This window comes from Rhodocista pekingensis, assembly GCF_042665545.1.
In the GTDB taxonomy this organism is placed as follows: domain Bacteria; phylum Pseudomonadota; class Alphaproteobacteria; order Azospirillales; family Azospirillaceae; genus Rhodocista; species Rhodocista pekingensis.
Genome location: NZ_JBHTCM010000009.1, coordinates 14573 through 33000, shown reverse-complemented (window position 1 = coordinate 33000; position 18428 = coordinate 14573). Strand labels below are relative to the sequence as shown.

The following is an 18428-nucleotide window of genomic DNA, read 5'->3' as shown; positions in this document are numbered from 1 at the left end:
TCAGAACTCCTTGCGCACCACCAGATTGATCCGGCGCGGCGCGGCATAGGCGGCACGCCGGTCCATGTACGCCTCGTCGGTCAGGTTGGTGACCTTGAGCGACAGGGCGAGGCCGCTGGGCAGGACATAGTCCAGGCCGGCATCCAGCACGGTGTAGCTGTCGGCGGCGAAGGGGCTGTTGCCGGGCGTGTTGTTGGTCATCAGGATCGGGCCCTGGCGCCACAGCAGACCGGCATTCGCCGAGAGGTCGCCGGGGCCGACCGCGCCGAAATCGTACTTGCCGAAGACAGAGACGGCGTTCTTCGCCACCCCCTCCAGCGGGGCGCCCACCAGGGCCGGGTTGGTGCTGGTCAGCACCTCGGAGTCCGTATAGGCGTAGGAGGCGAAGACGGTGAAGTCAGGGCCGATGCGGCCCGCGATGTCGATTTCCACGCCCTTGGACCGCTCCTCGCCGGACAGGTTGAAGATCGGCTTCAGCGGGTCGTCGCTGGCGATGACCTGAAGCACGTTCTCGCGCTTCAGGTTGAAGAACGCCACGGTGCCCGAGAGCCGGCGGTCGAACAGGTCGAGCTTGAGACCGACCTCCTTGTTGATGCCGGATTCGGGATCAAAGGTCCGCACCTCGCCGCTCTGCAAGGTGTAGGAGGCGTTCAGGCGGAAGGACTCGCTGTAGAGCCCGTAGACGGACAGCCAGTCGTTGACCGTGTAGTTGACGCCGGCCTGCGGCGTCGTGTTGTCGGTCCCGTTCAGATCGTCGTACCGCGCCCCGACGAGGATGTGGGTGCGGTCGTCGGCCAGCGTGATCTGGTCGGTGACGAAGAATCCCTTGGACTCCGTCGGGGCGTTCTCCACGAACACGGCCCCGGCGGCAAGCTGGTCCCGCGTCTCCGGACGGTAGTAGCGCACGGCCGGGTCCGTCGGCGGGTTCAGGACGTCGATCGCCGGTGCATACGCCCCCGTCCTGCCGAAGCTCTCGCCCTCGCGGCGCAGATACTGCCCGCCCAGGATCACCTGATGGGTCATCCAACTGGTGTCGAAGCGCGTGGAGAGATCCGCGAAGACGAAGTCGGTGTCCTGGTGGTTCAGTTCCAGATAGTTGCGCCGCACGAGCAGACGGTCCGACCCCGGGACCATGGCCCAGCCGATCATGTTGAACTGATCGCTGTCGATCTCGGTGTGGGCGCCGACAAGGCGCAGGGTCGTGTCCTCGCCGAACTCATGCGTCAGGCGCACTTCCAGGTTCTGGGCCGTGATGATGTTGCGGTCGTCGGGGAAGATCGGGCTGTAGCGCGTGCCGGCATCGGCGTAGCGGATGCCCACGCTGGCAAGGTCGCGCACCTGCGGATAGGCGTCGCGCTGATAGCGGGAATCGGTCTCCCGGTATTCATAGTCCAGCAGCAGCCGCGTCTTCTCACCGAGGGCGAAATCGACCACGGGATTGACGAAGACCATCTCCTCCTTGCCGTTCTCCAGATGCGAGCCGGCATTGGTGTAGGCCGCCATCAGGCGGTAGCGCGTGTCCCCGAACAGCGGGCCGGTCGCATCGGCCTCGGTCCGGTAATAGTCGAACGACCCGATGGTCTGGCTCACGCTGTAGGCCGCCTCGGCCTGCGGCGCCCGGGTGATGTAGTTGATCAGCCCGCCCGGATCGTTGAAGCCGTAGAGGATGGAGTTGGCACCCTTGACGACGTCGATCTGCTGGATGTTCGCCGTGTCGGAGAAGACGTTGTAGGGAACGCCGTTCCGCATGATCAGGCTGGAATTGAAGCCGCGGATGGCGAAGCGTTCGCCGCGGCCCAGATTGTCGTTGCGGTTGACCTTGTTGATGCCGGACACGAAGCGGATCGCGTCCTCGATCTTGCGCGCGCCCAGATCCTTGATCAGCTCCTGGTTGACCACCTGCACGCTCATCGGCAGGTCCTTGAGCGGGGTGACGATGCGGGTGCCGCCGGCCGTGGCCTGGACGCGGTAGCCGGTGATCGTCAGCTCCTCCATCGGCTCGGCAGCAGGCGCGGCCGCGGCTTCCGGCTTCGGCCGCGCCGGGGTTGCCGGCGCCACGGGGGCGGCAGCGGTGCTGCGGACGATGACGGCATCGCCGTGCATCTCGAAGCCCAGCCCCGTCCCGGCGAACAGCGCCTCCAGCGCCTCCCTCGGCGCCATCTCGCCGGACACGCCCCGCGTCTTCAGCCCGTCCGTCATCGACGGATCGGCCAGGATCTGCAACCCGCTGGCGCGGGCGAAGGCCGTGAGGGCCGGCCCCAGATCGCCGGCAGGGATATCGATCCTGATCGCCTGCGCCTGCGCGGCGCCCACCATCACCGACACTGCGACCAGAGACGTTGCCGCGGCACGGAACCATCCGATTGTCATCTCGCCCATCTTCTCCGGGGACGCCGGCCTCCCCACCCCATGCGGGGCCCGTCGCGTCTGCCGGGGGAAGACGCCGGCGCCGGGGCGATCTGACAGACGGTTCCGTGAAGTTTTTAATACGGTTTCCCGTCGCCCGCGGCCGGCGCGAGCACGTACCGGTCCGCCTCCCGCCGCAGGTGCAGCCGGTGCAGCAGGGCGATCCCCTCCAACTGCTTCTCCGTCTCGGACAGGCGGAAATAGCCGCTGACCCGCAGCCGCTTCAGGGCCGGATCGGCCAGTTCAACGGGACGGTCCGACCAGCGGTTCAGCTCTTCGACCAGGCGGCCGAGCGACATCCCCGAGGTCTCGATCCAGTCGCTCCGCCAGGGCGCCGGGTCCGGTTCGAACGGCCGGACCTCGCCCAGGCGGCCGGACAGGACGGCGACCCGCTGTCCGGCCGTCGCCTCGATCCCCTCCCGGTCCGCGGGGCCGAAGCGCACCCGTCCCGAATAGACGGACAGTTCGGTGCCGCCGCTGAAGCGGTCGAGGACGAAGCGGGTACCCAGCACCTCCGTCCGGCTGTCGCCGGCGTCGATCACGAAGGGCCGGGCCGGATCGCGGGCCACCTCGAACATGACGCTGCCCTGGCGCAGCTCGGCCGCGCGCTCCGTGCGCCCCAGGGACACGGTCAGGCGGGTGTCGCCGCCGAGCGTGAGGGTGGACCCGTCGTCGAGCGCGACGGTCAGGCTCTGGCCGCGGCCGGTCCGGTAGGTCACCGCCGGATCGCTGAGACCGGCGCCGATCCAGAGCAGCGCCAGCAGCACGGCGCAGGCCGCAGCAGCCAGCCGGGGCCGCGCAAGCGCCGCGAAGACGCCCGCCAGGATCCCCCCCGGGACCGGCCGCCGATCGTCCCGGACCCGCCCGGTGGCCACCTCCGCCCGGGTCGTGTCCGCCCGGCGCATCGCCTCATGCAGGGCCGGGTCGTTGCAGAGCCCGAGCAGATCCAGGGCCGCCGCGCGGCGGGCCGGATCGGCCGTGATCCAGGGGTCCCGGTCCAGCTCGTCCGCCCCGGCGTCCAGGCGCGTCGCCAGCCAGCGGGCCGTTTCCTCAAGGACGCGGGCCTCACGGGCGCGGGACTGGTCAGCAGTACGGTCGCGGCTCATGCGCGCTTGCCCCGGCTCGTCTTCTTCGTGATTTCGGACTGAAGGGTGAGCATGGCCCTCGCCACATGCTGGTCCACGGCGTTTTCCGTCAAGGACAGGGACTCGGCCACGACCCGGGAGCTTTCGCCGTGCAGCTTGCGCCGGATGAAGATGGTTCGCCGCAAGGGGGGCAGCCGGTCAAGGGCCTGCGCGAACATCGCCACCCGTTCCTGACGGATGGCGGCCTCGTCGGGCGGGCAGTCGGGATCGGCGATCTGGTCGCCGAGCATCTCCGTCGGCTGGCGCGCCGCCCGGCGGAAATGGTCGCGGATCAGGTTAAGCGCCACCTGTTTCATCCAGGCCATCCGGTTTCCGACCCCGCCGGAAGCGCCGACGCTCAGAAAGCGTACGAATGTCTCCTGAACAATGTCGTCGCTCATCCAGGGATCCCGGACGCGCCGGGAGATGAAACTCAGGAGTTCTGCCTGCTGCTGACGCATGTCTTCGGGAGAGTCTGTCAAACCCGTCCACCGTCACCGGAGATGATCCGTCTCCCTTAGCGAATTCGCATGACGTCTTTGCGACAGCGGCCGTCGAATCAGGCGGATGCGTCGGGCCGGTGCCGGGCACGGGCGGGCAACGGAGGAAACGGACCGCCCCGTGCCCGCCATCGCCCGCACAGGCGGGGGCCGGACGCGCCGGGCGTCCGGATGTGAGACGGGTGGATGTCGGGAAAGAGTGGTGCCCCCGGTCGGACTCGAACCAACATGCCCTTCCGGGCAACAGATTTTGAGTCTGCCGCGTCTACCAATTCCGCCACGGGGGCACCGGGCGCGAACGCGGGCGGGATCATAGCGGGACGGCGGCCGGGAGCAAGGGCTTTCCGCGCCGCCCGCAGGAAAGAGCCGCGATGCCGCAGCGCAGCCCCTGCCCACCGCGCATCCGGCGCGTCGGGCAGGGCGCGCGGTGGACGGCGGCGGGGCGCACTGCTACACCCGTGCCAGCCCCCGCCCCGCAGGACCTGGCCGACCGTGATCCGCAAGCTCTATGACTGGACGATGCGTCTGGCGACGCACCGGCACGCGCTCCGCAGTCTGGCCGGAGTCTCCTTCGCCGAAAGCTCCTTCTTCCCCATCCCGCCCGACGTGATGCTGATCCCGATGGTGCTGGCCGACCGCCGCCGCGCCTTCCTGATCGCCACCGTCTGCACCGTGGCCTCGGCCCTGGGCGGGCTGTTCGGCTATCTGATCGGGTCCGCGCTCTACGAGGTCGTCGCCGAGCCGCTGCTGCGCGCCTATGGCTATACCGAGGCGTTCGGGGAGTTCGAGCGCGCCTACAAGGAATGGGGCGTGCTGATCGTGGCGGGCGGCGCCCTGACCCCGTTCCCCTACAAGATCACGACCATCTTCAGCGGCATGGTCGGGATGTCGATCCCCGCCTTCTTCATCGCCTCGTTCCTGGCGCGGGGCCTGCGCTTCTATGCCGTCGCCGCCCTGCTGTACTGGTTCGGCGAGCCGATCCGCGGCTACATCGAACGGAACCTGGGCCTGCTGACGGTGGTCTTCTTCGTCCTGCTGGTCGGCGGCTTCGCCGCCGTCAAGCTGCTGTTCTGAGCCGCCCCCACCGGCCCGGCCGGGCTTGCCCCCTTCCCGCTTCCGACCATATCGACGGCATGAGCGACCTTCTTTCCACCCGGCCCCGCCTGATCGCCCTGCTGCTGCTGGCCGGGGCGGCCGGGGCGCTGGGGGCGGCCATCACCTTCCAGTACCGCGACGGCCTGCCGCCCTGCGAGCTGTGCCACTGGCAGCGCTGGGCGCACGCCGCGGCCATCGGGCTGCTGCTGCCCGCCCCCATGGCGCTGCCCGGGCCGCGCGCCCGGGCGCTGCTGCTGGCCCTGGGCGGCGCCGCCTTCCTGGCCGGCGCCGGCATCGCGCTGTTCCATGTCGGCGTCGAGGAACACTGGTGGCAGGGGCTGTCCGCCTGTAGCGTCAGCGGTCCGGCCCCGGACAGCATCGAGGCGCTGCGGGCGCAGATCCTGGGCGCCCCGCTGGTCCGCTGCGACGAGATCCAGTGGTCGCTGGCGGGTCTGTCCATGGCCGCCTGGAACATGGTCCTGTCCCTGGGTCTGGCGCTGCTGGCCTTCGCCACGGCCTGGGCCGGCTACCGCAGGAGAAACGCATGAGCGATCCGACCGTCATGATCCACGATCCGGAGCCCGCCCGCCGGCCGTCGGTGGACGATCCCCTGCCCGTGCTGCCGCGCCCGGCCCGGCTGCCCGGCGACCCGGACCGCAAGGCCCATCTGGACCGGATGATCCGGGTGGACCATGCCGGGGAGTTCGGTGCCACCCGCATCTATGCCGGCCAGATCGCCGTGCTGGGCAAGGGCCGCCACGGGCCGGTGCTGCGCCACATGGCGGAACAGGAGAAGGTCCATCTGGAGACGTTCGAGGCGCTGATCGCCCGCCGCCGTGTCCGGCCGACGGTGCTGCGGCCGGTCTGGCATGTCGCCGGCTACGCCCTGGGCGCCGGCACGGCGCTGCTGGGCGAGCGCGCCGCCATGGCCTGCACCGTGGCGGTGGAGACCGCCATCGACGGCCATTACGCGCAGCAGGCCGCCGCGCTGGGACCGGAGGAGGCGGAGCTGAAGGCGACCATCGAGCGATTCCGCGAGGAGGAGCTGGAGCACCGCGACATCGGGCTGGCCAACGAGGCGGAGCGGGCCACGGGCTATCCGGTGCTGTCGGCCCTGATCAAGGCCGGCTCCCGCGCCGCCATCTGGCTGTCCGAACGCTTCTGACCCGGAGGGAAACGGCGGGCCGGACGTTCCGGCCCGACTGTCCCGCCGGGCGCAACGATGCATCCCGGCGGGGGCCGCTTCCCCGGCAGCCGCGACGATCCCACCTCCCTGGACAGCACAGAGAGCGTCCACCGAGGAGGATCACAGAATGCGCCGTTCCGCCGTCACCGCCGGGCTGCTGCTGGCCCTGGCCACCGCCGTCCCGGTCCTGCCCGTGGCCAGCCCCGCCGCCGCCCAGGAGCTGACCCAGGCGCCCGCCGAAGCGCAGTCCGGCCGCTATGCCCTGGACCCGGCCCATGCCAAGGTGCTGTTCTCCGTCCGGCACCTGGGCTTCTCCACCTACTACGGCGCCTTCCCGGCCCTGTCGGGCACCCTGGACTACGACGCCAAGGACCCGACCCGCAGCCGGGTGGACATCACGATCGACGTGGCCGCGGTGGACACCAGCGACGCCGAGCTGGACAAGCACCTGCGCTCCGACGACTTCCTGGATGCGGGCAAGACCCCGACCGCCCGCTTCCGCAGCACCGGGGTCGAGGTGACCGGCGAGCGCACGGCGCGCATCACGGGCGATCTGACCCTGCGCGGCGTCACCCGCCCGGTGGTGCTGGAGGCGACCTTCAACCAGGCCGGCGTGAGCCCCGTCAGCAAGGTCTACACGATCGGCTTCGATGCCGAGACGGTGCTCAAGCGGTCGGAATGGGGCGTGTCGGCCTATGTTCCGGCCGTCAGCGACGAGGTGACCCTGCGCATCGGTGCGGAGTTCACCCGGAAGCCCTGACGGCAGCCATGATCGCGGCCGCCCGCGCCCGTCGGCCACAGGTCGGCCGGGTGCGGGCGCACGTCGGCGGTGGCCGGTCGAAGCGGCGGCCGGTCGAAACGGCGGGACGATGGAAGCGCGTCGGAGGGGGACCGGCGGAGCGTCAGAACGGCTCCAGCTCTGAATCCCAGTAGAGGAAATCGCGCCAGCTCTGGTGCAGGTAGTTCGGCGGGAAGGACCGGCCGTTCTCCTGAAGCTGATGGGCGGTGGGCTGGAAGGGCGGCTGGACCGGAAACATCCCGCACTGGTGGGGATAGCGGCTGCCCTTCATGAGATTGCAGGCGGAACAACTGGTGACGACATTTTCCCAGGTGGTCCGTCCGCCTTTGGACCGGGGAATCACATGGTCGAAGGTCAGTTCCTGGGTGGGAAAACTTCGACTACAGTACTGGCAGGAGAAACGGTCGCGCAGGAAGACGTTGAACCTTGTGAAAGCCGGCCTTCGTGTCGCCGGTATGTATTCCTTCAGGCTGATGACGCTGGGCAGCCTGATCTCCTGCGTCGGCGACCGGACCACGCGGTCGTAGACGGAGATGATGTTCACCCGGTCCAGGACCACGGCCTTCACCGCCTCCTGCCAGGACCAGAGCGACAGGGGGAAGTAACTGAGCGGACGGAAATCCGCGTTCAGCACCAAAGCCGGACAACTGTCGAGCGGTGGCATCAATGCCAACCCCCCTGCTGTTCCAGTCCGTTCCGATCCCGTCCCGGTCCGCGCACTGCCGGCCCGGAAGACCCGCCGGAACCCGGCGCCCTAGATAATCGCCGACGCCGCAAAAAGCAACCTTCGAGTCTCCGCCCGGCCTGAATGTCATCTATCCGCAATATTGGGCAGCACTAATCTTGGGGTTCATTGCCCGGACCGGCCACCGTGGATGGTGGCCGGAACGGCCGGCCGGCGGCAGAGGGAGAAAACTGCGGCGCCGAGTCGCCGCCTGCGCGCCCCCCGCACCCCCCTTGGGCCGCACCGGCCGCGATGCTAGACCAGGATCATGACCGCATCCGCCGTCCCGTCCGCCCCCGTCGTCACCCGCTTCGCGCCCAGCCCGACCGGGTATCTGCATCTGGGCCACGCGCATTCCGCCCTGGCCGGCTGGCGCGCCGCCCGCAGCACGGGCGGGCGCTTCCTGCTGCGCATCGAGGACATCGACCCGCAGCGTTGCCGGCCGGAGTTCGACGCCGCGATCCGCGAGGATCTGGCCTGGCTGGGGCTGGACTGGGACGGGCCGGTGCGCCGCCAGTCCGAGCATCCGGACGACTACCGGGCGGCGCTGGAGCGGCTGCGGGCGCTGGGCGTGCTCTATCCCTGCTTCTGTTCGCGCAAGGAGATCCAGGAGGAGATCGCCCGCGCCGGCCACGCCCCGCACCTGACGCCGGCGACGGCCGGGGCCGGTCCGGGGCCGGAGGGACCGCTCTATCCCGGCACCTGCCGTCGGCTGGCCCCCGACGACGCGCAGGCGCGCCTGGCGGACGGGCAGCCGCACGCCTGGCGGCTGGACATCGCCCGCGCCCTGGACCTGACCGGGCCGCTCTGCTGGCACGACCGGGCGTGCGGCATGCAGACCGCCGTGCCCGGCATCCTGGGCGACGTGGTGCTGGCCCGGCGGGACGCCCCGGGCAGCTACCACCTTTGCGTCACGCTGGACGATCATCTCCAGGGCGTCACCCTGATCACCCGCGGGGTGGACCTGTTCGAGGCGACCCATGTCCACCGGCTGTTGCAGGCGCTGCTGGGGCTGGCCGTGCCGGAATACCACCACCACGGGCTGCTGACGAACGCCGCCGGCGAGCGGCTGTCCAAACGCGACGGGGCGAAGGCGCTGCGCGCGCTGCGGGCAGAGGGGCTGGCGCCGGCGGCGGTGCGGGCGCTGGCCGGCTTTCCCGACTGACGTGCAGGGCGCAGGGCGCAGGGTATGGTCACGACAATGAGACTTTTCTTTCGCCCCGCCCTGGTCCAAGCGTATGGATGAGACGGGATACGCACGAATTCTTCCTGCGCCGCCCGGACTCCATGATATAGACGCGCCATGCACGACACCGCAGCCATCGACCATTACCGGCGCCTTGCGCAGGATACCACCATCGACGGGACGACCCTGCTGTCGACGGACTACTTCAACCATTTCAATGAAGTGATCATGCTCCTCTCGATGCTCGGCGACATGCCGGACATGCTGGAGGAGGTGAAGGCCTGGCGGCCGAAGACCTATGCCGAACATTTCCGCGGCAGCGGCCTGCATTTCGCGCCCCTGGCCATCGAGTGCTACGAGAACGCCCCGCCCGAATACCGGGTCCCGTTCGACCTGACGATCGACGAGCTGAACGCCACCATCGCCGACGCGCTGACGGAACTGGACGCCTCCAAGGACGATCCGGCGCGGATGGGCGACGTGGCCGTGGACTACTGGCAGCGCCTTCAGGCGCTGGTGGACCGGGGCAGCGCCATCGTCCACGGCTCGATGCCGCAGGCGACGCTGGACCAGTCGGCCATCGACGATCTGTTCTGACCGGTCCGAGGGCGCGCCGGGATCAGCGCCGCAAGGGCGGGATCAGCGCCGCAGGCCGGAGCAGAGGGCGATGTAGTCCGGGTGGTCGGGCGTCAGCCAGCCGTGCCGGATCAGGAAGTCGATGACGACGAGGTTCACGTTGAACTTCCAGTCGTCGCTGCCGGCCACGCTCTCCGCCACGCGGTGGAGCGGCCACAGCTCGAACCGCTCCACCTCCCCGTCGGTGTTGCGGGGAACAAGCCCGTCGGGCAGTTCCAGATCGTAGCAGAACAGCGTGTCCGGCTTCAGCCCGGAGCCGTTCTCCAGCAGGTAGGAGATGACGCCGACGGGCCGTGCCCGGTCGGCGACCGCCGCCGGCAGGCCGGCCTCCTCATGCGCCTCCTTGCGCAGATTCTCCGCCAGGGTCAGGCCCATCGGCTGGCCGCCGGCGACGAGGTTGTCGAGCTTGCCCGGCGCCACGCCGCGGTCGCGTGCCCGGTGCCCGACCCAGAGATGCAGCCCGTCGGGCCGGCGGACATAGCCGTTGACGTGAAGGCCGAAGCTGCGCAGCCCGAAGAAGGGCACGGCGGCGCGGTCGATGCCCAGCAGCGGCTCCGCCCCCCAGCGGGTCAGCACCGGATAGGTTTCCCGCCGCAGGCCGGGAAGGGTGCCGTCCGCCACCAGCACGTCCAGCGCCGCGGCCATCGCCGCCGTCCGCCCGGCCGCGGTGCCGGACCGCTCCGCCAGGGCGATGCCGTCGCCCGTCGGCTCGAACGGGTCGCCCAGGGCGAGAAGCCGGCGGAAGAAATCCTCACGCACATGCCCGACATGCTGCCCGGCCACGAGAAAGGGCCGGTAGCGCGACAGGTCGTGCGTGTTGCAGGCGGTCAGGTGGCGCAGAAATCCCATGCCGGGGAGGTTACCCGGATCGGGGCCGGCCGCAACCGCTGTTTCGCCCCCTTCCCCATCCGGGCCGGATGGCCTAGGGCGATGGCGGGGCTGGCAGCGGGCGGCACAGGGGCTATAACGGCGGCCATGAACGGATTCCTGGTCTTCCTCCTGATCGCCGCCATGCTGGCCGTGCTGGGCGCGCTGGTCGTCGGGCTGGTCGCCATGGCCCGCGGCGGCGAGTTCGCCGCCCGGCACGGCAACCGGCTGATGCGGCTGCGCGTCGCCTTGCAGGCGTTGGCCCTGGTGCTGTTCGTCCTGGTCCTGCTGTCCGCCCGGGGCTGAGCGGGCGGAACGGAGGAGACGGCATGGTCGCGCTGACCCGCATCACCACCCGCGCCGGCGACGGTGGACTGACCTTCCTGGGCGACGCCACGCGGGTGCCGAAGACGGCCGTCCGACTCGACACCTACGGCACCGTGGACGAGGCGAACGCCCTTCTGGGCGCGGCGCGCCTCTACACGCGGGGCCGCGACGGGATCGCAGGCGAGGCCGACGCCATGCTGGCCCGCATCCAGAACGAACTGCTGGATCTGGCGGCCGACCTCTGCCTGCCCGAGCGGGACACGCCGCGGCGCCGGCCGCCGCTGCGGATGCTGCCGTCGCAGGTGGAGCGCCTGGAGACGGAGATCGCGGCCCTGGACGCAGTCCTAGGCGCGGACCCGGCGTGCCCGGCGCTGCTGCCGTCCGGCGGCAGCCCGGCCGCTGCCCTGCTCCGTCTGGCCCACGCCGTCGTCCGCCGGGCCGAGCGCCGGCTGGTGGTGCTGGCGCGGGAGGAGACGGTCGGGGAGACGGCGCGGCAGTACACGGACCGGCTGTCCGACCACCTGCTGCGGCTCGCCCGCCGTCTGGACGCGGCGGAGACTTGAGTTATCCACAGGCCGCGCGACACGACGCACCAGGATCCACCCTGCCGTTGTGCGGCGCGTCCGCAGAGCGGACAGCGAGCCCCTTTACCATTACGTAAACGTAAACTATCTCTCTGGGCCGGGAGGGGCGGCCCGGCGGCTGCTCCGGCCAGGGCCATGTCGTCCGGGCCTGCGTTGACAGTGTTTCGAGTGCAACATACTTTGCGCCGGCTCGAAGGCGGGGCTGAGCGGGGCGCGAACGCCTGTGACAGTCCCGCCGAACCAGGGGCCGGCGCGCCACCGAACCGTCAGCACGCCGCTGACACCGGGCCGCTGCCAGGAATGGCCTTGCTACCAGGGGATCGCCGATGAAGATACTGGTCGCCGTGAAACGGGTCGTTGACTACAACGTCAAGATCCGCGTCAAGCCGGACAACACCGGCGTCGAACTCGCGAACGTGAAGATGTCCATGAATCCGTTCGACGAGATCGCGGTGGAAGAGGCCGTGCGCCTCAAGGAAGCCGGCAAGGCGACGGAGATCGTGGTCGTGTCCATCGGTCCGGCCGCCGCGCAGGAGACCCTGCGCACGGCGCTGGCCATGGGCGCCGACCGCGGCGTGCTGGTGCAGACCGACGCCGAGACCGAGCCGCTGGCCGTGGCGAAGGCGCTGAAGGCCATCGCCGAGAAGGAGCAGCCGGGCCTCGTCATCGTCGGCAAGCAGGCGATCGACGACGACGCCAACCAGACCGGCCAGATGCTGGCCGCCCTGCTGGGCTGGGCGCAGGGCACCTTCGCCTCCAAGGTCGTGGCGGCCGAGGGCTCCGTCGCCGTCACCCGCGAGGTGGACGGCGGCCTGGAGACGGTCGAGCTGAAGCTGCCGGCGGTGGTGACCACCGACCTGCGCCTGAACGAGCCGCGCTACGCCTCGCTGCCGAACATCATGAAGGCGAAGAAGAAGCCCATCGAGACCCTGACCCCGGATCAGGTGGGCGTGGACTTCAGCCCCCGCCTGAAGACGCTGAAGGTCACCGAGCCGGCGAAGCGCAAGGGCGGCGTGAAGGTGGCCGATGTCGCCGCTCTGGTCGACAAGCTGCGCAACGAAGCCCGCGTGATCTGACAGGGGGAGCCGACCATGACCATCCTCGTCGTTGCGGAGCCCTCCGAGGGCCCGATCAAGAAGCCGACCCTGACGACCCTGGGCGCCGCCGCCAAGCTGGGCGGCCCGGTGCATGTGCTGGTCGCCGGCAAGGGTGCCGCCGCGGCGGCCGAGGCCGCCGGCAAGGCCGCGGGCGTGACCAAGGTGCTGCTGGCCGACGCGGCCGAGTACGAGCACCCGCTGGCCGAGAACCTCGCCCCGCTGGTCGCCAAGGTGGCGAAGGACGGCGGCTACGGCCATGTCCTGTTCGCGGCCACGACCTTCGGCAAGAACGTCGCCCCGCGCGTCGCCGCCCTTCTGGACGTGCAGCAGATCAGCGAGATCAGCGGCGTCGTCTCCGCCGACACGTTCGAGCGGCCGATCTATGCCGGCAACGCCATCGCCACCGTGCAGTCGTCGGACGCCGTGAAGGTCGTCACGGTGCGCGGCACGGCCTTCGAGCCGGCCGCGGCCGAGGGCGGCAGCGGGGCGGTGGAGCCCGTTTCGGGCAGCGGCGACGCCGGCCTGTCGACGTTCGTCGGGGCGGAGCTGTCGAAGTCCGAGCGGCCGGAGCTGACCGCGGCCCGCGTCGTCGTCTCCGGCGGCCGCGGCATGCAGTCGGGCGACAATTTCCACCTGCTGGAGAAGCTGGCCGACAAGCTGGGCGCCGCCGTCGGCGCCTCCCGCGCGGCGGTGGACGCCGGCTTCGTGCCGAACGACTACCAGGTCGGCCAGACCGGCAAGATCGTGGCGCCGGAGCTGTACATCGCCGTCGGCATCTCGGGCGCCATCCAGCACCTGGCCGGCATGAAGGACAGCAAGGTGATCGTCGCCATCAACAAGGACGAGGAGGCGCCGATCTTCCAGATCGCCGACTACGGCCTTGTGGGCGATCTTTTCAAGGTCGTGCCCGAGTTGACCGAGCAGATCGACAAGTAATGTGCCATCGTGGAGGGGCGGCCCCGTCGGGCCGCCCCTTCCGCGTCCGGGTCCCGCCCCCGGCTTCCTCCTGGCGGGACTGTTCCGCGTTCGTCCCCTTTGCGTCGTCAGGGTAGCGGCATGATCGAGAAGATCGGTATCATCGGTGCCGGCCAGATGGGCAGCGGCATCGCCCATGTCAGTGCGGTTGCCGGCTTCCAGGTGAAGCTGGTGGATGTGCGCGCGGACCAGCTCACGAAGGCGGTCGGCGGCATCGGCCGGAACCTGGAACGGCAGGTCGCCAAGGGCAAGCTGACCGAGGCCGTGAAGGACGCCGCACTGGCCCGCATCGCCACCGCGGCCGATCTCTCCGCGCTCGCCGACTGCGATCTGGTGATCGAGGCGGCGACGGAGAGCGAGGACGTCAAGCGCGCCATCTTCAAGCAGCTCGTGCCGCACCTGAAGGCCGACGCGCTGGTCGCCACCAACACCTCGTCGATCTCCATCACCCGGCTGGCGGCCAGCACCGACCGGCCGCACAAGTTCATCGGCATGCACTTCATGAACCCGGTGCCGGTGATGCAGCTCGTCGAGATCATCCGCGGCATCGCCACGGACGAGGAGACCTTCCAGGCGATCAAGGAGCTGACGGCGAAGCTGGGCAAGACCGCCGCCATCGCGGAGGATTTCCCGGCCTTCATCGTCAACCGCATCCTGCTGCCGATGATCAACGAGGCCGTCTACACCCTGTACGAGGGCGTCGGCACGGTCGAGGGCATCGACACCGCCATGAAGCTGGGGGCGAACCACCCGATGGGCCCGCTGGAGCTGGCCGACTTCATCGGGCTGGATACCTGCCTCTCCATCATGCAGGTGCTGTACGAGGGGCTAGCCGACAGCAAGTACCGCCCCTGCCCGCTGCTGGTGAAGTATGTCGAGGCCGGCTGGCTGGGCCGCAAGGTCGGGCGCGGCTTCTACGACTATTCCGGCGACGTGCCGCGGCCGACGCGGTAGCCGTGCCGGCAGCGACAGGCGGCCCGGGCGCCGCGCCCCCTGCAAGGGGGCGCCGGCCCGGATCACGCCGGTCAGTAGCTCCCCGCGATGACGCGGCGGATCAGGTCCAGGGCGGCCGGGGCGTCCCAGGCGGCTTCCCCCTCCAGCCGGCCGAGCAGGCGTCCCTCGCGGTCGATCAGGTAGGTGGTGGGCAGGCCGCGGGCCTTGAGCGCCGCCATCGCCGCGGTCTGCGGGTCGAGATAGACCGGCAGATGGGCGATCCCCGCCTTCTCATAGAAGGGCAGCACCTGGGCCGCGCCGCCGCGGTCCTGCGACAGCGTGACGACCTGGAAGTCGTCCCCACCCAGCGCCGCCTGGAGCCGGTCGAGCGACGGCATCTCCTTGACGCAGGGCGGGCACCAGACGGCCCAGAGGTTCAGCAGCACCACCTTGCCGCGGAAATCCGCGAGCGTCACCGGCCGGCCGTCGCGGTCGGTGAAGGCGAAGTCCGGCGCCGGCTGCGGCGTGCCGGTCACCGTGAAGGGGGCCAGCGACTCCGCCAGCGTCCCCCGCCCCGCACCAGCCTCTGAAGCGGGCTGTCCCGTGCTCTCTCCCGCGGTCCGGGAGCCGCCCTGACCCTGATCGCCGCAGGCCGCCAGCGAGAGAATCGCCGCCAAGGCCAGCACGGGCATTGCGGGGCGCCGCAAAATCGCCATTCTTCCCCTCGTTCCTCTCCGTTCCGGAACGGGTGCGGCGCGCTGCGGCGCCGCCGCCGTCCCGGACATAGCTCGGCCTCCGCCCGCATGACGTCAAGCCTGTCCGACACTCCGTCACAGCCCAGCCCGACCGACACCCGGCCCGACTCCGGCGGTCCCCGTTCCAACGAGCTGTGGGGCGGCCGCTTCGCCCGCGGCCCCGCCGAGATCATGGAGCGCATCAACGCCTCCATCGGCTTCGACCGCCGACTCTGGTCCCAGGACATCGCGGGCTCCCAGGCGCATGCCCGGATGCTGGCCGCCCAGGGCATCATCCCGGCCGCCGACGCCGAGGCCATCGTGGCCGGACTGGAGCAGGTGGCGGCGGAGATCCGCGAGGGCCGCTTCACCTTCAGCACGGCGCTGGAGGACATCCACATGAACGTGGAGGCGCGGCTGAAGGAGCTGATCGGCGAGCCGGCCGGCCGGCTGCACACGGCGCGGTCGCGCAACGACCAGGTGGCGACGGACTTCAAGCTCTGGGTGCGCGACGCGCTGGACCGGCTGGACGGCGACCTGCGGGCCTTGCAGGCCGCCCTGATCGACCGGGCGGAGGAATACGCCGACACGGTGATGCCCGGCTTCACCCATCTCCAGACGGCGCAGCCGGTCACCTTCGGCCACCATCTGCTGGCCTATGTCGAGATGCTGGGCCGCGACCGCGGCCGCGTGCGTGATGCCCGCGCCCGGCTGAACGAGTGCCCGCTGGGCAGCGCCGCCCTGGCCGGCACGCCCTACCCCGTCGACCGCGCCATGACGGCGGCGGCGCTGGGCTTCGACCGGCCGACGGCGAATTCGCTGGACGCCGTGTCGGACCGCGACTTCGCGCTGGAGTACCTGTCCGCCGGCGCCATCTGCGGCGTCCACCTGTCGCGGCTGGCGGAGGAGATCGTCCTCTGGTGTACCAGCCAGTTCCGCTTCATCCGGCTGACGGACGCCTTCACCACCGGCAGCTCGATCATGCCGCAGAAGCGCAACCCCGACGCGGCCGAGCTGGTGCGCGGCAAGGCCGGGCGGGTGATCGGCAGCCTGAACGCCCTGCTGGTCATGATGAAGGGCCTGCCGCTGGCCTATTCCAAGGACATGCAGGAGGACAAGGAGCCGGTGTTCGAGGCGGAGGAGACGCTGTCGCTCTGCCTTGCCGCCATGACCGGCATGGTGCGCGACCTGACGGCCGACCCGGCCGCCATGCGCCGCGCCGTGGAGGCGGGCTTCCCCACCGCCACCGATCTGGCCGACTGGCTGGTGCGGCGGCTGGGCATGCCGTTCCGCGAGGCGCACCACGTCACCGGCCGCATCGTCAAGGCGGCGGAGGAGCGGGGCTGCGGCCTGTCCGACCTGCCGCTGGAGGCGCTCCAGGCCGTGGAGCCCCGCATCACCGCGGACATCTTCCCCGTGCTGAGCGTGGAGGCGTCCGTCGCCTCCCGCACCAGCCTGGGCGGCACCGCGCCCGATCTCGTGCGCAGGGCGGCGCAGGCCGCCCGGGAGCGTTTCCTGTGAGCCGGACCCGATCCTTCCCCCTCTGGCCTGCGGCCCTCTTGCTGGCGCTGCCGCTGGCGCTGACGGCCTGCGGCAAGAAGCCGGGCTTCCCCGCCGCCCCGCCGAACGCCGAACCCGGGCGCTTCTACCCCGATCCGGCGCTGGACCCGCAGCCGGCGACGCCGCCGGCCACGGGCACCGCGACGCAGAGCGGCCAGACCGGCACCACCCCCGGACAGGACACGAGCACGGCGCCGGGTGCCGAGGACGCGCTGAAGCCGGTCGATCCGATCGCCCGCCGTCCCGGCAGCCGCTCCGGCCCCGCCATCCCGCCGAGCGGCGGGGGCATGTGATGGCGAAGGTCCCCTCCCCCGGCTTCGCCTACCGCGACGGGGAGCTGCATGTCGAGGACGTGCCCCTGTCCGCCATCGCGGCGGAGGCGGGCACGCCGGCCTATGTCTATTCCACGGCGGAGCTGCGGGCGAACTGGCGGGCCTATGCCGACGCCTTCGACCTGGACGGCCCCGGCGGGCGCGACGTGGCCGTCTGCTATGCCCTGAAGGCCAACTCCAACCTCGCCGTCATCCGCACCCTGGCGGCCCTGGGAGCCGGGGCCGACGTGGTGTCGGTGGGTGAGATGCAGCGGGCGCTGGTCGCCGGCATCCCGGCCGACCGCATCGTCTTCTCCGGCGTCGGCAAGACACGCGACGAGCTGGCGGCGGCGCTGAAGGCCGGCATCCACCAGATCAACGTGGAGAGCCTGCCCGAGCTGGACCTGCTGTCGGCGGTGGCCAGCGGGCTGGGGCTGGTGGCGCCCGTCGCCCTGCGCGTCAACCCCGACGTGGACGCGGAGACGCATGGCAAGATCACCACCGGCCGCAAGGAGGACAAGTTCGGCATCGACTGGTCCCAGGCCGGCGCCGCCTTCGCCCGCGCCGCGGCCCTGCCGGGCCTGCGCCCGCTGGGCGTGGCGATCCACATCGGCTCCCAGCTCCTGAAGACGTCGCCGTTCGCGCTGGCCTTCGCCAAGGTGGCGGAGCTGGTGACGGACCTGCGGGCGCAGGGCATCGGGATCGAGCGCATCGACCTGGGCGGCGGCGTCGGCGTCCCCTACCGGGAGGAGGACATCGGCCCCGACCACCGCGCCTATGCGCAGGTGGTGCGGGAGACGGTGGGCCCCCTGGGCTGCCACATCACGCTGGAGCCCGGCCGCTCGCTGGTGGCGAGCGCGGGCGTGCTGCTGTCACGGGTCGTCCATGTCAAGGAAGGGCTGCACCGCCGCTTTCTTGTCCTGGACGCGGCCATGAACGACCTGATCCGCCCCTCGCTTTACGATGCCTGGCACACTATCCTGCCGGTGAAGCAGCCCGCCCGCGGCGCCCCGCTCAGCGCGATGGACGTCGTCGGCCCGGTCTGCGAAAGCGGCGACACCTTCGCCAAGGGGCGGCGGCTGCCGCCGATGCAGGCGGGGGACCTGGTGGCGATCCTGACCGCCGGCGCCTATGGCGCGGTCATGGCCTCCACCTACAATTCCCGCCCGCTGGCGCCGGAGGTGCTGGTGGCGGGCGGCGAGCGGGCGGTGGTGCGCCGACGCCCGACGCTGGAAGAACTGCTGGCGATGGAAAGCGTCCCGGCGTGGCTGCCGCCGCCGGGGTCCCGTTGACAGGGGGCGGGCCGGGCCGGAGCCCGGGCGGACGCCCCGGAGGGTGAGCAATGCAGAGCCGGTTCCGTGCCCGGGAGGTCCCGCCGTCCGCT

General features: G+C 70.8%; 20 protein-coding genes and 1 tRNA gene. 14 read left to right on the top strand and 7 right to left on the bottom strand.

Annotated elements, in window-relative coordinates:
- The 4 genes from ACFQPS_RS07600 to ACFQPS_RS07585 form a co-directional block, all read right to left on the bottom strand.
- Nucleotides 1–2379, bottom strand: coding sequence for a TonB-dependent siderophore receptor (locus tag ACFQPS_RS07600; RefSeq protein ID WP_377357834.1), 2379 nt, complete (start codon nt 2377–2379; stop codon nt 1–3).
- Nucleotides 2380–2483: 104 nt separating this feature from the next.
- A complete protein-coding gene (locus ACFQPS_RS07595) occupies nt 2484–3512 on the bottom strand; it encodes a FecR family protein (protein WP_377357832.1) in 1029 nt (342 codons plus the stop codon).
- Entirely contained in the window at nt 3509–3991 is a 483-nt protein-coding gene (locus tag ACFQPS_RS07590) for an RNA polymerase sigma factor (protein ID WP_377357830.1), read from the bottom strand. Before ACFQPS_RS07590 ends, ACFQPS_RS07595 begins: the two co-directional genes overlap by 4 nt.
- 239 nt (nt 3992–4230) lie before the next feature.
- Nucleotides 4231–4317, bottom strand: a tRNA-Leu gene (locus ACFQPS_RS07585).
- Nucleotides 4318–4522: 205 nt separating this feature from the next.
- Here ACFQPS_RS07585 and ACFQPS_RS07580 point away from each other — a divergent pair.
- The 4 genes from ACFQPS_RS07580 (at nt 4523) to ACFQPS_RS07565 (ending at nt 7071) form a co-directional block, all read left to right on the top strand.
- Complete coding sequence (locus tag ACFQPS_RS07580; RefSeq protein ID WP_377357829.1) at nt 4523–5104, top strand: YqaA family protein; 582 nt, start codon at nt 4523–4525, stop codon at nt 5102–5104.
- 59 nt (nt 5105–5163) lie between these two features.
- Nucleotides 5164–5673 carry a disulfide bond formation protein B gene (locus tag ACFQPS_RS07575; RefSeq protein ID WP_377357828.1) on the top strand — a complete coding sequence of 170 codons (510 nt, stop codon included), beginning with the start codon at nt 5164–5166 and terminating at the stop codon, nt 5671–5673.
- A complete protein-coding gene (locus ACFQPS_RS07570; RefSeq protein WP_377357826.1) occupies nt 5670–6290 on the top strand; it encodes a demethoxyubiquinone hydroxylase family protein in 621 nt (206 codons plus the stop codon). The genes ACFQPS_RS07575 and ACFQPS_RS07570 overlap by 4 nt, the downstream gene beginning before the upstream one ends.
- Before the next feature lie 148 nt (nt 6291–6438).
- Complete coding sequence (locus ACFQPS_RS07565) at nt 6439–7071, top strand: YceI family protein (protein WP_377357825.1); 633 nt, start codon at nt 6439–6441, stop codon at nt 7069–7071.
- A 142-nt stretch (nt 7072–7213) separates the two neighbouring features.
- Here the strand turns inward: ACFQPS_RS07565 and ACFQPS_RS07560 are convergent, their stop codons facing one another.
- Complete coding sequence (locus ACFQPS_RS07560) at nt 7214–7774, bottom strand: HNH endonuclease (protein WP_041785610.1); 561 nt, start codon at nt 7772–7774, stop codon at nt 7214–7216.
- A gap of 328 nt (nt 7775–8102) precedes the next feature.
- Between ACFQPS_RS07560 and gluQRS the strand changes: the two genes are divergently transcribed.
- Both gluQRS and ACFQPS_RS07550 read left to right on the top strand, forming a co-directional pair.
- Nucleotides 8103–8999: a tRNA glutamyl-Q(34) synthetase GluQRS gene (gene gluQRS, locus ACFQPS_RS07555; RefSeq protein WP_377357823.1), complete on the top strand. Its 897-nt coding sequence runs from the start codon at nt 8103–8105 to the stop codon at nt 8997–8999.
- A 138-nt stretch (nt 9000–9137) separates the two neighbouring features.
- Complete coding sequence (locus ACFQPS_RS07550) at nt 9138–9617, top strand: hypothetical protein (protein ID WP_377357821.1); 480 nt, start codon at nt 9138–9140, stop codon at nt 9615–9617.
- A gap of 42 nt (nt 9618–9659) precedes the next feature.
- Here ACFQPS_RS07550 and ACFQPS_RS07545 read toward each other — a convergent pair whose 3' ends face one another.
- Entirely contained in the window at nt 9660–10505 is an 846-nt protein-coding gene (locus ACFQPS_RS07545) for a DUF4743 domain-containing protein (RefSeq protein WP_377357820.1), read from the bottom strand.
- A 126-nt stretch (nt 10506–10631) separates the two neighbouring features.
- Here ACFQPS_RS07545 and ACFQPS_RS07540 point away from each other — a divergent pair, with 126 nt between their 5' ends.
- The 5 genes from ACFQPS_RS07540 to ACFQPS_RS07520 all read left to right on the top strand — a co-directional run bounded on the left by ACFQPS_RS07540 (nt 10632) and on the right by ACFQPS_RS07520 (nt 14460).
- Nucleotides 10632–10829 (top strand): twin transmembrane helix small protein, encoded by a 198-nt coding sequence (locus tag ACFQPS_RS07540; RefSeq protein WP_377357818.1) that lies wholly within the window; start codon nt 10632–10634, stop codon nt 10827–10829.
- A gap of 23 nt (nt 10830–10852) precedes the next feature.
- Nucleotides 10853–11413: a cob(I)yrinic acid a,c-diamide adenosyltransferase gene (locus ACFQPS_RS07535; protein WP_377357817.1), complete on the top strand. Its 561-nt coding sequence runs from the start codon at nt 10853–10855 to the stop codon at nt 11411–11413.
- Between the two features lie 347 nt (nt 11414–11760).
- Complete coding sequence (locus ACFQPS_RS07530) at nt 11761–12510, top strand: electron transfer flavoprotein subunit beta/FixA family protein (protein ID WP_377357815.1); 750 nt, start codon at nt 11761–11763, stop codon at nt 12508–12510.
- A gap of 15 nt (nt 12511–12525) precedes the next feature.
- On the top strand, nt 12526–13467 hold the full coding sequence (locus ACFQPS_RS07525) for an electron transfer flavoprotein subunit alpha/FixB family protein (protein WP_377357814.1): 942 nt from the start codon (nt 12526–12528) through the stop codon (nt 13465–13467).
- A 120-nt stretch (nt 13468–13587) separates the two neighbouring features.
- Nucleotides 13588–14460 carry a 3-hydroxybutyryl-CoA dehydrogenase gene (locus tag ACFQPS_RS07520; protein ID WP_377357813.1) on the top strand — a complete coding sequence of 291 codons (873 nt, stop codon included), beginning with the start codon at nt 13588–13590 and terminating at the stop codon, nt 14458–14460.
- 71 nt (nt 14461–14531) lie between these two features.
- Here ACFQPS_RS07520 and ACFQPS_RS07515 read toward each other — a convergent pair whose 3' ends face one another.
- Nucleotides 14532–15155, bottom strand: a complete 624-nt coding sequence (locus ACFQPS_RS07515) for a TlpA family protein disulfide reductase (protein ID WP_377357811.1) — start codon at nt 15153–15155, stop codon at nt 14532–14534.
- An 87-nt stretch (nt 15156–15242) separates the two neighbouring features.
- On the opposite strand from ACFQPS_RS07515, the gene argH reads away from it, so the two are divergent.
- The 3 genes from argH to lysA are packed head-to-tail and all read left to right on the top strand — an operon-like array spanning nt 15243 to nt 18336.
- On the top strand, nt 15243–16694 hold the full coding sequence (argH, locus tag ACFQPS_RS07510; RefSeq protein WP_377357810.1) for an argininosuccinate lyase: 1452 nt from the start codon (nt 15243–15245) through the stop codon (nt 16692–16694).
- Nucleotides 16691–17026 carry a hypothetical protein gene (locus ACFQPS_RS07505; protein WP_377357809.1) on the top strand — a complete coding sequence of 112 codons (336 nt, stop codon included), beginning with the start codon at nt 16691–16693 and terminating at the stop codon, nt 17024–17026. The genes argH and ACFQPS_RS07505 overlap by 4 nt, the downstream gene beginning before the upstream one ends.
- Nucleotides 17026–18336 (top strand): diaminopimelate decarboxylase, encoded by a 1311-nt coding sequence (gene lysA, locus ACFQPS_RS07500; RefSeq protein WP_377357807.1) that lies wholly within the window; start codon nt 17026–17028, stop codon nt 18334–18336. The genes ACFQPS_RS07505 and lysA overlap by 1 nt, the downstream gene beginning before the upstream one ends.
- Nucleotides 18337–18428: the final 92 nt, after the last annotated feature.

What these genes read in the sequence shown, in the direction of transcription:
- ACFQPS_RS07600 (WP_377357834.1), bottom strand. Translation starts at nt 2,379, where the DNA reads ATGGGCGAGATGACAATCGGATGGTTCCGTGCCGCGGCAACGTCTCTG.
- ACFQPS_RS07595 (WP_377357832.1), bottom strand. Translation starts at nt 3,512, where the DNA reads ATGAGCCGCGACCGTACTGCTGACCAGTCCCGCGCCCGTGAGGCCCGC.
- ACFQPS_RS07590 (WP_377357830.1), bottom strand. Translation starts at nt 3,991, where the DNA reads ATGCGTCAGCAGCAGGCAGAACTCCTGAGTTTCATCTCCCGGCGCGTC.
- ACFQPS_RS07575 (WP_377357828.1), top strand. Translation starts at nt 5,164, where the DNA reads ATGAGCGACCTTCTTTCCACCCGGCCCCGCCTGATCGCCCTGCTGCTG.
- ACFQPS_RS07570 (WP_377357826.1), top strand. Translation starts at nt 5,670, where the DNA reads ATGAGCGATCCGACCGTCATGATCCACGATCCGGAGCCCGCCCGCCGG.
- ACFQPS_RS07565 (WP_377357825.1), top strand. Translation starts at nt 6,439, where the DNA reads ATGCGCCGTTCCGCCGTCACCGCCGGGCTGCTGCTGGCCCTGGCCACC.
- ACFQPS_RS07560 (WP_041785610.1), bottom strand. Translation starts at nt 7,774, where the DNA reads ATGCCACCGCTCGACAGTTGTCCGGCTTTGGTGCTGAACGCGGATTTC.
- gluQRS (WP_377357823.1), top strand. Translation starts at nt 8,103, where the DNA reads ATGACCGCATCCGCCGTCCCGTCCGCCCCCGTCGTCACCCGCTTCGCG.
- ACFQPS_RS07550 (WP_377357821.1), top strand. Translation starts at nt 9,138, where the DNA reads ATGCACGACACCGCAGCCATCGACCATTACCGGCGCCTTGCGCAGGAT.
- ACFQPS_RS07545 (WP_377357820.1), bottom strand. Translation starts at nt 10,505, where the DNA reads ATGGGATTTCTGCGCCACCTGACCGCCTGCAACACGCACGACCTGTCG.
- ACFQPS_RS07540 (WP_377357818.1), top strand. Translation starts at nt 10,632, where the DNA reads ATGAACGGATTCCTGGTCTTCCTCCTGATCGCCGCCATGCTGGCCGTG.
- ACFQPS_RS07535 (WP_377357817.1), top strand. Translation starts at nt 10,853, where the DNA reads ATGGTCGCGCTGACCCGCATCACCACCCGCGCCGGCGACGGTGGACTG.
- ACFQPS_RS07530 (WP_377357815.1), top strand. Translation starts at nt 11,761, where the DNA reads ATGAAGATACTGGTCGCCGTGAAACGGGTCGTTGACTACAACGTCAAG.
- ACFQPS_RS07525 (WP_377357814.1), top strand. Translation starts at nt 12,526, where the DNA reads ATGACCATCCTCGTCGTTGCGGAGCCCTCCGAGGGCCCGATCAAGAAG.
- ACFQPS_RS07520 (WP_377357813.1), top strand. Translation starts at nt 13,588, where the DNA reads ATGATCGAGAAGATCGGTATCATCGGTGCCGGCCAGATGGGCAGCGGC.
- ACFQPS_RS07515 (WP_377357811.1), bottom strand. Translation starts at nt 15,155, where the DNA reads ATGGCGATTTTGCGGCGCCCCGCAATGCCCGTGCTGGCCTTGGCGGCG.
- argH (WP_377357810.1), top strand. Translation starts at nt 15,243, where the DNA reads ATGACGTCAAGCCTGTCCGACACTCCGTCACAGCCCAGCCCGACCGAC.
- lysA (WP_377357807.1), top strand. Translation starts at nt 17,026, where the DNA reads ATGGCGAAGGTCCCCTCCCCCGGCTTCGCCTACCGCGACGGGGAGCTG.